Annotated in this window: 8 protein-coding genes; all 8 read left to right on the forward strand. The window is 64.7% G+C overall.

All coding sequences use genetic code 11. From position 1 onward, the window contains the following. The first annotated feature begins 104 nt into the window (after positions 1-104). The 8 genes from NKI19_RS00540 (at position 105) to NKI19_RS00575 (ending at position 13,928) form a co-directional block, all read left to right on the forward strand. The gene (locus tag NKI19_RS00540) at positions 105-2,417 is read left to right on the forward strand and encodes a Tex family protein (protein WP_352488800.1); all 2,313 of its coding nucleotides are present in this window, start codon (positions 105-107) and stop codon (positions 2,415-2,417) included. Positions 2,418-2,656: 239 nt separating this feature from the next. Next, positions 2,657-3,847 (forward strand): acyl-CoA dehydrogenase, encoded by a 1,191-nt coding sequence (locus tag NKI19_RS00545; RefSeq protein ID WP_352488801.1) that lies wholly within the window; start codon positions 2,657-2,659, stop codon positions 3,845-3,847. Positions 3,848-4,291: 444 nt separating this feature from the next. Then, on the forward strand, positions 4,292-7,663 hold the full coding sequence (locus NKI19_RS00550; protein ID WP_352488802.1) for a transglutaminase family protein: 3,372 nt from the start codon (positions 4,292-4,294) through the stop codon (positions 7,661-7,663). A 6-nt stretch (positions 7,664-7,669) separates the two neighbouring features. Next, positions 7,670-10,081 (forward strand): circularly permuted type 2 ATP-grasp protein, encoded by a 2,412-nt coding sequence (locus NKI19_RS00555; RefSeq protein WP_352488803.1) that lies wholly within the window; start codon positions 7,670-7,672, stop codon positions 10,079-10,081. Between the two features lie 7 nt (positions 10,082-10,088). Further along, complete coding sequence (locus NKI19_RS00560) at positions 10,089-10,973, forward strand: transglutaminase family protein (RefSeq protein ID WP_352488804.1); 885 nt, start codon at positions 10,089-10,091, stop codon at positions 10,971-10,973. A gap of 119 nt (positions 10,974-11,092) precedes the next feature. Next, positions 11,093-12,196: a DNA topoisomerase IB gene (locus tag NKI19_RS00565; protein WP_352488805.1), complete on the forward strand. Its 1,104-nt coding sequence runs from the start codon at positions 11,093-11,095 to the stop codon at positions 12,194-12,196. Between the two features lie 86 nt (positions 12,197-12,282). Next, on the forward strand, positions 12,283-12,657 hold the full coding sequence (locus NKI19_RS00570; protein WP_292663532.1) for a YciI family protein: 375 nt from the start codon (positions 12,283-12,285) through the stop codon (positions 12,655-12,657). Beyond that, positions 12,654-13,928: an RNA polymerase sigma factor gene (locus tag NKI19_RS00575; protein ID WP_352564934.1), complete on the forward strand. Its 1,275-nt coding sequence runs from the start codon at positions 12,654-12,656 to the stop codon at positions 13,926-13,928. Before NKI19_RS00570 ends, NKI19_RS00575 begins: the two co-directional genes overlap by 4 nt. Positions 13,929-14,215: the final 287 nt, after the last annotated feature.

The raw sequence follows: 14,215 nt of genomic DNA on the forward strand, positions 1-14,215 counted from the left end.
CGACCTTTCCTGTGGACCTCTCGCCGGGTTGAAAACGTCGCGGTTGGCGCATCGGTGCTCTGCGCCTATGGTCGCTGCTCGTTTCGACCAGCGACAGGTACGACATGGCATCCGACATCAAGCGCATCGCAACCATCATAGCCGCCGAGATCGGCGCGCGGCCCGAACAGGCTGCGGCGGCGATCGGCTTGCTGGACGACGGCGCGACAGTGCCGTTCGTGGCGCGCTACCGCAAGGAGGTCACCGGCGGCCTCGACGACACGCAGCTGCGCGACCTTGCCGAGCGGCTCGCCTATCTGCGCGAACTCGACGCGCGCCGCGACACCATCCTTGGTTCGATCCGCGAGCAGGGCAAGATGACCGAGGAGCTCGAGGCAAAGATCGCTGCGGCCGTCACCAAGGCCGAGCTCGAAGACATCTATCTGCCTTACAAGTCGAAGCGCCGGACCAAGGCCGAGATCGCGCGCGAGCGTGGGCTGGGCCCGCTGGGGGAAGCTATTCTCGCCGACCGTACGGCCATGCCCGCCGAGCTGGCCCTGGCCTACATCAGCGAAGACGTCGTCGATACCAAGGCGGCACTCGAGGGAGCGCGCGATATCCTGTCCGAACAGTTCGCCGAGAATGCCGACCTGGTCGGCAAGTTGCGGACCTACATGAAGGAACGCGCCTTCCTGCGCTCGCGCATCGTCGACGGCAAGCAGGAGGCCGGCGCAAAATTCTCCGACTATTTCGACCATGTCGAGCGCTGGGCCAACGTGCCCAGCCATCGCGCGCTGGCCATGCTGCGCGGCCGCAACGAGGAGGTGCTGTCGCTCGAGATCGAGGTCGATGCGGACGATGTGTCACCGGTGAAGCCGGTCGAGCGGATGATTGCAGACGCCTACGCTATCGGCCGCCAGTTGCCGGGAGACCGCTGGCTGATGGAGGTCGCCGGCTGGACCTGGCGCATAAAGCTGTCGCTGCACCTGACGCTCGATCTGATGCGCGATCTGCGCGAGCGGGCCGAGGAAGAAGCAATCCACGTCTTCGCCCGCAATCTCAAGGATTTGCTGCTTGCCGCGCCCGCCGGCTCACGGCCGACGATGGGCCTCGATCCGGGCATTCGCACCGGCGTCAAGGTGGCGGTGGTGGACGGCACCGGCAAGCTGCTGGCGACGACGACGGTCTATCCGTTCCCGCCGAAGAACGATGTCCGCGGCACGCAGGCCGAACTGGCCAAGCTCATCCGGCTGCACAAGGTCGAGCTGATTTCCATCGGCAATGGCACCGGCAGCCGCGAGACCGAAAGGCTGGTCGCCGACATGCTGGCTGACATGCCTGCCGGGTCCGGGCCGAAGCCGCTCAAGGTGATCGTCAGCGAAGCCGGCGCCTCGGTCTATTCCGCCTCGGCAACGGCTGCGGCGGAATTTCCCGGCCTCGACGTGTCGCTGCGCGGGGCGGTGTCGATCGCCCGGCGCCTGCAGGATCCGCTCGCCGAACTGGTCAAGATCGAGCCCAAGTCGATCGGCGTCGGCCAGTATCAGCACGACGTCGATCAGTACCGCCTTGGCCGCTCGCTGGAAGCGGTGGTCGAGGATGCGGTTAACGCCGTCGGCGTCGACCTCAACACGGCGTCGGCGCCGCTTCTGGCGCGGGTTTCGGGCCTCGGCGCATCGCTGGCCGAGGCGATCGTTGCGCATCGCGATGCCGCCGGCCCGTTCGCCAGCCGCCGCGAACTGTTGAAGGTCTCCCGCCTTGGGCCCCGGGCGTTCGAGCAATGCGCCGGCTTCCTGCGCATTCCAAACGGCAGCGAACCGCTCGATGCCTCCGCGGTGCATCCGGAAGCCTATGGCGTGGCCAAGAAGATCGTCGCCGCCTGCGGGCGCGACGTTCGCTCTCTGATGGGCGACAGCGCCGCACTCAAGGCGCTCGATCCGCGCGTCTTCGTCGATGAACGCTTCGGCCTGCCGACGGTGCGCGACATCCTGGCGGAGCTGGAAAAGCCCGGCCGCGATCCACGCCCCGGCTTCAAGACCGCGACCTTCGCCGACGGCATCGACGACATCAAGGATCTGAAGCCCGGTATGCTGCTGGAAGGCACCGTCACCAATGTCGCGGCCTTCGGCGCCTTCGTCGATATCGGCGTACACCAGGACGGATTGGTGCACGTCTCGCAACTGGCGGATCGGTTCATCAAGGACGCGCATGAGGTGGTCAAGGCCGGCGACGTGGTCAAGGTGCGTGTCGTCGACGTCGATATCAAGCGCAAGCGCATCGGCCTGTCGATGCGCAAGGACGGCGACGGTGGCGCACCGAAGCCACGCGACAATGGCAGCAGGCCGGTGCCGCGCGCGCCCGCGCCCCAACGCCAGCCGGAGCGGCCGGCGCAGCAGGGCGCGTTCGGCGCCGCGCTGGCGGATGCGCTGAAGCGGAAGTAATTTCGCGAGCCGGGCTGCGCCAGGTCAGACGGCGGCGCTCGACATTGATGATCCATCACCAATGCTCATGGATCGGCGAAGCTATTTCGTTTGATTTTTTCAGGACGGAAGCCGATAAGCCGCGCGTTTCAAGATTTCTGTTTCGATGCATGTCGTTATCTCCAAGCTGCCGAACACCCTCGGGTCAGGCCCGCGGGCAAGCTTTGGGCGACATGCATGAGTTTGGGAGACCGAGAGCCATGGCCGCCAACAAGAACGCATTCGTCTGGGATGATCCTTTCCTGATCGAGGACCAGCTTTCAGAGGATGAGCGCATGGTGCGCGATGGCGCCGCCGCATTCGCCGCCGACAAGCTCGCTCCGAAGATCGAGGAAGCCTATCTCGAGGAGAAGACCGACGCCGGGATCTTTCGCGAAATGGGCGAGGCCGGTCTGCTCGGCATCACCATCCCCGAGGAATATGGCGGGCTCGGCGCCAACTACGTCACCTACGGGCTGGTCGCGCGGGAAGTGGAGCGGATCGACTCGGGCTATCGCTCGATGATGAGCGTGCAGTCGTCGCTGGTGATGTATCCGATCCATGCCTATGGCTCGGAAGAGCAGCGCAAGAAATACCTGCCGAAGCTGGCGTCGGGCGAATGGATCGGCTGCTTCGGCCTGACCGAACCTGATGCCGGTTCCGACCCGGGCGGCATGAAGACGCGGGCCGAAAAGACGGCGAACGGCTACAGGATCTCCGGCTCGAAGATGTGGATTTCCAACGCGCCGATCGCCGACGTGTTCGTCGTCTGGGCAAAATCGGCCGCGCATGACAACGAGATTCGCGGCTTTGTGCTGGAAAAGGGCATGAACGGGCTGTCGGCGCCGAAGATCGGCGGCAAGCTGTCGCTGCGCGCCTCGATCACCGGCGAAGTGGTGATGGAAGGCGTCGAGGTCGGCGAGGACGCGCTGCTGCCCAATGTCTCGGGCCTCAAAGGACCGTTCGGCTGCCTCAACCGAGCGCGCTACGGAATCTCCTGGGGCGCGATGGGCGCGGCGGAGGATTGCTGGCACCGCGCCCGCCAGTATGGCCTCGACCGCAAGCAGTTCGGCAAGCCGCTGGCCGGCACGCAGCTTTTCCAGAAGAAGCTCGCCGACATGCAGACCGAGATCGCGCTGGGCCTGCAGGGCAGCCTGCGCGTCGGGCGGCTGATGGATGAAGGCAGGATGGCGCCGGAGATGATCTCGCTCGTCAAGCGCAACAATTGCGGCAAGGCGCTCGACATCGCCCGCCAGGCCCGCGACATGCATGGCGGCAATGGCATCCAGATCGGCTACCACGTCATGCGCCACGCCCAGAACCTGGAAACCGTCAACACCTATGAGGGCACGCATGACGTGCATGCGCTGATCCTCGGACGGGCGCAGACCGGGTTGCAGGCGTTCTTTTAGGGTTCAGGCTCCCGCTTCCAGGATGCCTGTGCCTGGTATCTCCGCTCGCAAAGCGGGAGATCGGCAACTTTCGTCGACCATGCCACATTTTGTTCTTGCTTTGTGCCGGCAGCTATGCTACTAATTTGGGTATGGCGCTAATTGGCTCCAACGACCCGCCCGCCGAGGCGGGTTTTTCTTTTCAGCTCTTTTCGACCAAGCATCGCGTGTGCTGCCGATCATCGATATCGGCGGGAAGCGCCCGGTGCTGACCCGCCGGACTTCGGCTCTGCAGCGTTGCAACGTCTTGCCGTCACACTGCGGAATCCCGGGGTCGGCACTCCGTTTCGTGAGCTATGAAGGCTGCTTAATTTAGGTGCAGCGCAACATCTCTGCTTGGAGAATGGTCAGCATTCGTGTCAGGGTTCAGCGAACTCCTTTTGAAACGCCGACTTCAGGGGCACCATGGCAATTCTGGCAGCCGTCTATCACCTGACCCATTACAAATACGACCGGCCGGTCGTCTTAGGCCCGCAAGTCATAAGGTTGCAGCCTGCGCCGCATTCCCGCACCAAGGTGCTCAGCCATTCGCTGAAGGTCGGGCCGGCAAATCACTTCGTCAATCTGCAGCAGGACCCCTACGGCAATTTCCTGGCCCGCTTCGTCTTTCCCGAACCGGTGACGGAACTGAAGATCGAGGTCGATCTTGTTGCCGACATGACGGTCTACAATCCGTTCGATTTCTTTGTCGAACCGTCGGCCGAGACGTTTCCGTTCGAATACCCCGAAGAGATCCGGGACGACCTGACCATCTACCGAACGCCGGAACCGGCGGGGCCGCTGTTGGAGGCATTCCTGAAAACCCTCGACCGCCACCCTACCAACACCGTCAATTTTGTCGTCGATCTCAATGCGCGGCTGCAGCGCGAGATCGCCTATATCGTGCGCATGGAAACCGGCGTCTTCTCGCCCGAGGAAACGCTGGCCGCCGGCAAGGGGTCGTGCCGGGATTCGAGCTGGCTCCTGGTGCAGATACTGAGGAACCTCGGCATCGCCGCGCGCTTCGTCTCCGGCTATCTGATCCAGCTCAAGCCCGACCTCGTCGCACTTGACGGGCCGCCCGGCACGGCGACCGATTTCACCGATCTTCATGCCTGGTGCGAGGTCTATCTGCCGGGCGCCGGCTGGATCGGCTTCGACCCGACCTCCGGCCTGCTCACCGGCGAAAGCCACGTGCCGCTCGCGGCAACGCCGCATTTCCGCAATGCCGCGCCGATCTCGGGCATGGCGAGCTTCGCCAATGTCGAGTTCGGCTTCGACATGCGGGTCGACCGCATCGCCGAACATCCGCGCATCACCAAGCCGTTCTCCGACGAGAGCTGGCAGGCGCTCGATGCGCTCGGCAACCAAGTCGATGCCGCGCTCCAGGCCGGCGACGTGCGGCTGACCATGGGCGGCGAGCCGACCTTCGTCTCGATCGACGATTTCGAGGCTGCAGAGTGGAACACCGCAGCCGTCGGGCCGACCAAACGGGAAAAGGCCGATGCGCTGATCCGCCGGCTGCGCGAACGTTTCGCACCCGGCGGCTTCCTGCATTACGGCCAAGGCAAATGGTACCCCGGCGAGAGCCTGCCGCGCTGGACCTTCTCGCTCTACTGGCGCACCGACGGCGAGCCGGTGTGGAGTGACCCGTCACTGATCGCGCATGAAAAGAGCGAGGCGGATGTCGGACCGAAGCAGGCCGAGAGCCTGCTGACCGCGATTGCCGACGAACTCGGCATCGACAAGACGATGGTCAGCGAAGCCTATGAGGATCCGGCCGAATGGCTGCTCAAGGAAGGCAAGCTGCCGGACAACGTCGATCCTTCCAATTCGAAGCTGGAGGACCCGGAGGAGCGCAGCCGCATGGCTCGGGTGTTCGAACGCGGGCTGACCAAGCCGTCGGGCTATGTGCTGCCTGTCCAGCGCTGGAACAGCCAGGCGTCCGGACCGCGCTGGCGCTCGGAGAAGTGGAAGACGCGGCGCGGCAGGCTGTTCCTGGTGCCGGGAGATTCACCGGTCGGCTACCGCCTGCCGCTCGGCACGCTGCCTTATGTGCCGCCGGCGCAGTTCCCCTATATCGTGCCGGTCGATCCATCGCTGCCGCGCGGACCATTGCCGGCGCATGAGGCGATCTTGCCCGGTTCTGCTTCTCCGCCCGCTCCGGCCGAACTGGAAGGCGCCGACGAGATGGCGCGACGCCAGCAGGCGGTATCCTTCACGGCCGTTACCGGCCAGCAAGACCGCGTCGAACAGGAGATCACCGAGATCGGCGGCGCCGTGCGCACCGCACTTTCGGTCGAGCCGCGCGACGGACGGCTTTGTGTGTTCATGCCGCCAGTCGAGGCGCTGGAGGACTATCTCGAACTGGTCGCGGCGGCGGAGAACGCGGCAAGGGCGATCGGACTGCCGGTGCACATCGAGGGCTACGGCCCGCCGCACGATCCACGCCTCAACGTCATTCGTGTCGCACCCGATCCCGGCGTCATCGAGGTCAATATCCACCCCGCCGCGAATTGGCAGGATTGCGTGGCGACGACCACGGCGATCTACGAAGAGGCGCGGCAGACGCGGCTTGGCGCCGACAAGTTCATGATCGACGGCCGCCACACCGGCACCGGCGGCGGCAACCATGTCGTCGTCGGCGGCGCCACGCCCAATGACAGTCCGTTCCTGCGCCGCCCCGACCTGTTGAAGAGCCTGGTGCTGCAATGGCAGCGGCATCCGTCGCTGTCCTATCTGTTCTCCGGCCTGTTCATCGGCCCGACCAGCCAGGCGCCGCGCTTCGACGAGGCACGCCATGATTCGCTCTACGAACTCGAAATCGCGATGGCGCAGGTGCCGCATCCCGACAAGGGCGCGGCGCCCCTGCCGTGGCTGGTCGACCGGCTGTTCCGCAACCTTCTGACCGACGTGACCGGCAATACGCATCGTTCGGAAATCTGCATCGACAAATTGTTTTCGCCGGATGGGCCGACCGGCCGGCTCGGGCTGGTCGAATTCCGCGGCTTCGAGATGCCGCCCAACGCGCGCATGAGCCTGGCACAGCAATTGCTGGTGCGCGCCATCATCGCCCGCGCCTGGAAGAACCCGCTCGACGGCCGCTTCGTGCGCTGGGGCACCTCGCTGCACGACCGTTTCATGCTGCCGCATTATGTCTGGGCGGATTTTCTCGATGTGCTGGACGACCTCAAGCTGAACGGCTTTGCGTTCCGTCCGGAATGGTTCGATGCCCAGCTCGAATTCCGCTTCCCGTTCTGCGGCGAGGTCCAGCATGCCGGCATCAAGCTGGAGCTCAGGCAGGCGCTCGAGCCGTGGCATGTGATGGGCGAGCAAGGCGCGATCGGCGGCACCGTGCGCTTTGTCGATTCCTCCGTCGAACGGCTGCAGGTGAAGACCGAGGGGCTCAACCCGGAGCGTCACGCCGTCGTCTGCAACGGCCGCGTCGTGCCGATGAAGGTGACCGACAACCGCGAGATCGCGGTGGCCGGCGTGCGCTTCAAGGCCTGGCAGCCGGCGTCTGGCCTGCATCCGGCGCTGCCGGTCAACACGCCGCTGGTCTTCGACGTCTATGACCGCTGGTCGGGCCGCGCGGTCGGCGGCTGCGTCTATCATGTCGCACATCCCGGCGGGCGCAGCTACGACACGTTCCCGGTCAATGGCAACGAAGCGGAGGCGCGGCGGCTCGCCCGCTTCGAGCCACGTGGCCATACGCCGTCCAGCTATGTGCTGCGCAACGAAGAAGCCTCTGAAGATTTCCCGATGACCCTTGACCTTCGGCGGCCGCAAAGACTCTGATCAGCCATGGCGAAGGGGAATCACAGAAAGCTGCGAAGCAAGCCGCAGACCCACAGTCTGCTGGAGCACTACCAGCCGATCGACGGCGTCGTCGACGAGATGGTCGATGCGTCGGGCAATCCGCGGCCAGCCTGGCGCCACTTCATCGAGGCGCTGGAGGACCTGGGTCCGGAAAAGCTTGCCCAGCGTTTTGCCCGCGCCGACCAGTACCTGCGCGATGCCGGCGTCTATTACCGCGTCTACGACAAGGCCGGCGCCAATGAGCGGGAATGGCCGCTGGCGCATGTGCCGCTGCTGATCGAGGAGCAGGAATGGGCTGCCATCAGCGCCGGCCTGGTCCAGCGCGCCGATCTGTTCGAGGAGACCATCGCCGACATTTACGGGCCGAACCGGCTGGTCGAGAAAGGCATTCTGCCGGCCGGATTGATCGCGGCCAGCCCCGAATATTTGCGGCCGGTCGTCGGCACCAGGCCGGCCAGCGGCCATTTCCTGCATTTCTGCGCCTTCGAGCTCGGTCGTGGCCCGGATGGCCGCTGGTGGGTGCTTGGCGACCGCACACAGGCGCCGTCGGGCGCCGGCTTCGCACTGGAAAACCGCGTCGCCACCACAAGGGCGCTGTCCGACATCTACGGCGAAATGCATGTGCACCGCCTGGCAGGCTTCTTCCGTCGCTTCCGCGATGCGCTGATCGGCATGGCCAAGCAGGCCGGTGGCCGTGTCGCCATCCTGACCCCGGGACCGCTGAACGAAACCTACTACGAACATGCCTATATCGCCCGCTATCTCGGCATCATGCTGCTCGAGGGCGAGGACCTGACCGTCTCGGGCGGCAGGCTGATGGTGCGCACGGTTTCGGGGCTGATGCCGGTGAGCGTCTTGTGGCGGCGGCTCGACGCCGCCTTCGCCGATCCGCTCGAATTGCGGCCGGACTCGCAGATCGGCACGCCGGGGCTAGTCGAAGCGGTTCGGCAAGGGGCGGTTTCGGCCGTCAATGCACTGGGCTCCGGCCTGATGGAGACACGCGCGCTGCTCGCCTTCCTGCCGAAGATTTCGCGCGCCCTGCGCAACGAGGAACTGCTGCTGCCGACCGTCGCGACATGGTGGTGCGGGCAGGAGGCGGAGCGCGAGCATGTGCTCGCCAATATCGACAGCATGGTGATCGGCCCCGCGCTGTCGACGCGGCTTGCCTTCGAGGACGACGGCTCGACCAAGCTCGGGTCGGCGCTGTCGGTCGAGGAACGGGCCGAACTGGTCGCCAGGATCGAACGGGACGGCGGCGACTTCGTCGGACAGGAAGCGGTGACGCTGTCGACAACGCCTGTCTATGTCGGCGGCTGGCTGGAGCCGCGGCCGGCAAGCCTGCGCGTCTATCTGGCGCGGACGCCGGAAGGCTGGACGGTGATGCCGGGCGGCTTTGCCCGTGTCGGCTTTTCGCTCGACCCGACGGCCATCGCCATGCAGCGCGGCGGCCAGGCGGCGGATGTGTGGGTGGTCAGCGACAGGCCGGTGGAGCGCGAGACGCTGCTGCCGCAGGAGCACGACAGCTTCACCCGAACCTTGCCGGGCAGCCTGCCCAGCCGCGCGGCTGAGAACCTGACATGGCTCGGCCGCTATATCGAGCGGTCGGAAGACACGGTGCGCATCCTGCGCGCCTACCATGTGCGGCTGGCCGAGACATCCGATCCCGAGATGCCGCTGCTCGCCGATATCAGCGACTATCTCGCGCCGTTCGGCATCGACGTCGAGACGGCAATCCCGTTAGGGCTCATCGGCACGCTGGACAGCGCCGTCTACAGCGCCGGGCAGATCCGCGACCGCTTCTCGCCCGATGGCTGGCTGGCATTGAAGGATCTGTCGAAGACCATCCATCAATTTGCCGCGACAGTGGCGCCGGGCGACGACGCGACAAGGGCGATGACGGTCATCCTGCGCAAGCTGGCCGGGTTTTCCGGCCTGCTGCACGAAAACATGTACCGCTTTGCCGGCTGGCGTTTCTTGGAAATCGGCCGCAGGCTCGAACGCGGCATCCAGATCGCCCGCACGCTCGCCCGGCTGACCAGAGCCGAGGCGCCGGAAGGTGCGCTCGACATGATGCTGGAGATCGGCGACAGCGTCATGACGCACCGTCGGCAATATCCGGTGCAGGCGGGACGGCGCACGGTGGTCGATCTTCTGGCACTCGATCCGCTCAACCCGCGCTCAATCCTTTTCCAGCTCGAACGGCTGAGGGCCGAAATCGCGCTGCTGCCCGCTGTCGGCGCTGAAGGCCATATGTCGCCGGCGGCCAAGGAGATTCTGCAACTCAACACGTCGATCGCCATCAAGGAGCCCTCGGACATGACGGCCAAGGCCCTCGGCGATCTCGCCAATGAAATCGGCGGGCTCTACAACAGCCTCGCCAAAGCCTATTTCGGATAGAGACGGCATGCTCTACGACATCAGGCTTCACCTGCGTTACGATTATGATGCGGCGGCTGGCGGCGGCCGCCATCAGGTGCGCGTGCTGCCGCCGACCATCCCTGGCGTACAACGCGTCATCGCCGCTTCACTGTCTTTTGTGCCGGCGCCCAGCGAACGTTCCGACTTTTCCGATTTTTTCGGCAACAGTGTCACCTCGATCGCCTTTCGTGACGCGCATGATGCGCTCGACATCAGGATGAGCGCGCGCGTGTCGGTATCTCGGCCGGAGCCCGGGCTCGACGTATCGCCGGACATACGCCGGCTGCGGGAAGAACTCGGCGCAGTGCACTCGCTGGCGCCGGCTTCGCCGCATCACTTTCTGGCCGCCAGCGATCATGCCGGCATCGACGCGGCAATCACCGCCTATGCGAAAGGCAGTGCCGGCAGTTCGACGGTCGGCACGGCCATGGCCCTGTGCAACCGCATTCACCGCGATTTCACCTATGACGGCGAGGCGACCACCGTGCAGACGCGGGCCAGCGACGCCTTCGGCCTGAAGCGCGGCGTCTGCCAGGATTTTTCCCACATCATGATCGCCGGCCTGCGCGGCCTCGGCATTCCCGCCGGTTATGTCAGCGGATTCCTGCGCACCATTCCGCCGCGCGGGAAGCCGCGGCTCGAAGGCGCCGACGCCATGCACGCCTGGGTCAAGGTGTGGTGCGGGCGCGATGCCGGCTGGCAGGAATTCGATCCAACCAATGGCATGCGGGCAAGCAACGACCATATCACGGTTGGCTATGGCCGCGACTACTCCGACGTGGCGCCGATCGTCGGCGTGCTGAAAACCACTGGTGGACAGGTCGGCGAGCAAGCGGTCGACGTCATTCCGGTCGTGATCGAAAAGGCGTGACGACGCACGTCTTCGTTGCACGGCGACGTCGATAGGCTGTTCTGGAACCAAGAGATCAAGAGGCGGTGGAACCCGCAGCCGGCAAGCGGCTTATCTACGGAAATTCCCGTGGAGAGGACATGCTGGACAAATCCGGGTCGTCGTCTGGCCAATCGGCTGTGAGGAAAGCTGCACCAAAGAACGGGGTGCCGCAGAACGGAGCGCTAGCCTCGGCCGTTCGGGCCTCGCTCAACTATGTCACCGACACTGAACCCGGTATTCGCCGGCTGCGTTCGGGCAAGGGGTTCTCGTACAAAGGACCCGACGGGCGGATTGTCGACGGGGAGGCGCTGGCACGCATCAAGGCGCTTGCCATTCCACCGGCCTGGAAGGATGTCTGGATCTCGCCGGATGCCGACGGTCACATCCAGGCGACCGGTCGGGACCAGCGCGGGCGCAAACAATACCGCTATCATCAGCACTGGGCGGAGGAGCGTGACGGTGTCAAATATTCTAGCCTGATCGCCTTCGCCGAAAGTCTGCCCGAACTGCGGCGGCAGATCGACGTCGATTTGCGCCGTCACGGACTGCCGCTGGAACGCGTCGTGGCGGCTATCGTCTGGCTGCTCGACAACACGATGATCCGCGTCGGCAATGCCGCCTACGCCCGCGATAACAAGAGTTTTGGGCTGACCACGCTGCGCGACCGCCATGTGGATATCAAGGGCTCGAGCCTGCGCTTCGCCTTCATCGGCAAATCCGGCAAGGAATGGAGATTGAAGCTTGTCGATCGCCGGATTGCCAAGGTCGTGCGTGGAGCGCAGGACCTGCCGGGCCAAAAACTGTTCCAGTATCTCGACGAGGATGGAAACAGGCGTCCGGTGCGCTCAGACGACGTCAACCGCTATATCAGGGAGAACGCCGGAGCGGAGTTCAGCTCCAAGCACTTCAGAACCTGGGGCGGCACCATCCATGCGGCGTCGCTGTTTGCCCAAACCGAACGTCCCGAAAGCAAGGCGCAGCAAAAGAGGGCAATGAACAGCATCATCGACAAGGTTGCCGAGCGGCTTGGCAACACACGCGCGGTTTGTCGCCAATGCTACATCCATCCAGAAGTGTTCCGTGCCTGGTCCGAAGGACGGCTGCTCGACGAAATGGCGGATGCCAACAAAGGCCAGCGCTCGATCGCCGGGCTCGACGACGAGGAGGCCCTGGTCTTGAGATGGCTGAAGGCGAGGGAATGACGCCGGACCGGAGGCGTATTTTTTTGTCGACGCCATGTCGGCATCGGTCCTAGTGTTTCGTCCTTTGATAAAGAAAAGGACGACCCATGCTCTACGCGATCCTCTGCTATGCCTCTGAAGACGTCGTCTGCTCCTGGAGCAAGGAGCAGGACGATGCAGTCATGGAAAAGCTTATCGGTGTGCAGGAAAAATATGCCCAGGCGGGCCGGCTTGGCCCGGTGGCGCGGCTCCTGCCGACGACCGCGGCGACGACGCTGAGGAAGGTCAAGGGCGAATCGATCGTCATCGACGGCCCGTTTGCCGAAACCAAGGAACAGTTCCTCGGCTTCTACACGCTCGAATGCGCCGACCTCGATGAGGCCGTCGACTTTGCGCGCGAGCTTTCCGAGGTCAACCCGAGCGGCGGCTCCTATGAAATCCGGCCGGTCTCGCTCTTCAATCCCGCCAAGGTTTCCGCATGACCGAACTCGCCTGGATCAGCACGGCAATCAGCACCGCTCGCCCGCAGGTGATGGGGGCATTGCTGCGCTACTTCCGCGACCTCGACGCGGCGGAGGAAGCATTCCAGGACGCCTGCCTGAGGGCACTGAACAACTGGCCGAAAAACGGTCCGCCGCGCGATCCGGCAGCCTGGCTGATCTTCGTCGGCCGCAACAGCGGCATCGATGCGGTGCGCAAGCGCGCCAAGCAGGCGCCGCTGCCGGAGGAAGACCAGATCTCCGATCTGGAAGATGCCGAGAGCGACGTCGCCGAGCGGCTGGACGGGGCGCATTACCGCGACGATATTTTGCGGCTGCTGTTTATCTGCTGCCATCCCGACCTGCCGGCCACACAGCAGATCGCGGTGGCGTTGCGCATCGTCTCCGGCCTGACGGTCAAGCAGATCGCCCGCGCCTTCCTCGTCGGTGAAAGCGCCATGGAGCAGCGTATCACGCGCGCCAAGGCGCGTATCGCCGACGCCGGGGTGCCATTCGAGACGCCGGGAGCGGTCGAGCGCTCCGAACGGCTCGCCGCCGTCGCCGCCATGGTCTACCTGATCTTCAACGAAGGCTATTCCAGCAACAGCGGCGAGGCTGCGGCGCGTGCGCCGCTTTGCGAAGAGGCGATCCGGCTGGCCCGCCTGCTGCTCAGGCTATTCCAGACCGAGCCGGAGATCATGGGGCTGACGGCGCTGTTGCTGCTGCAGCATGCACGCTCGCCTGCCCGCTTCGACGAGAACGGCGAGATCGTGCTGCTCGAAGACCAGGACCGCAGCCTGTGGAGCCGCAAGATGATCGATGAAGGCCTGGCGCTGGTCGACAAGGCGTTGCGCCATCGCAAGCCCGGTCCCTACCAGGTGCAAGCGGCGATCGCCGCACTGCATGCGCGGGCGGAAAAGCCCGAGGATACGGACTGGAACGAGATCGACCTGCTATACGGCCTGCTCGAGCAGATGCAGCCGTCGCCGGTGGTGACGCTCAACCGCGCCGTCGCGGTCTCCAAGGTGCGTGGACCGGAAGCCGCACTCGCCATGATCGAGCCGCTGGAGGGAAGGCTTTCCGGCTATTTCCATTTCTTCGGCCTCAAGGGCGGACTGCTGATGCAGCTTGGCCGCGGCGAGGAGGCGCGCGTCGCTTTCGACCGCGCCATCGCGCTTGCCAATACGGCCGCCGAGGCAGCCCATATCCGCATGCATATCGACCGGCTGATGAAAGACAGCGCCGTGCGGGAAACCGCCAAGACGGCACACTAAATTAGTCCTACCGCGTCATGATTTTGGCCGGACAGAACCAATTTTTACTGTTGGCGCTGCCCCTCACTGTCCTGCCGGACATCTCTCCCCGTATAGTGACGGGGAGAGAGTGGCTGGCCGCGACGCCGGCGTTCTTCCCCCAACGCCGATGATTGGCGAAATCGTCGATGAGAGTGTCCCTCTCCCCGTCACTATACGGGGAGAGGATGCCGGCAGGCAGGTGAGGGGCAGCGCCGAGGGGCGACAATTATGAATATTGGATATGACTCAGTAGGATTAATTCGCTC

The organism is Mesorhizobium sp. M0751, from assembly GCF_040320265.1.
In the GTDB taxonomy this organism is placed as follows: Bacteria; Pseudomonadota; Alphaproteobacteria; order Rhizobiales; family Rhizobiaceae; genus Mesorhizobium.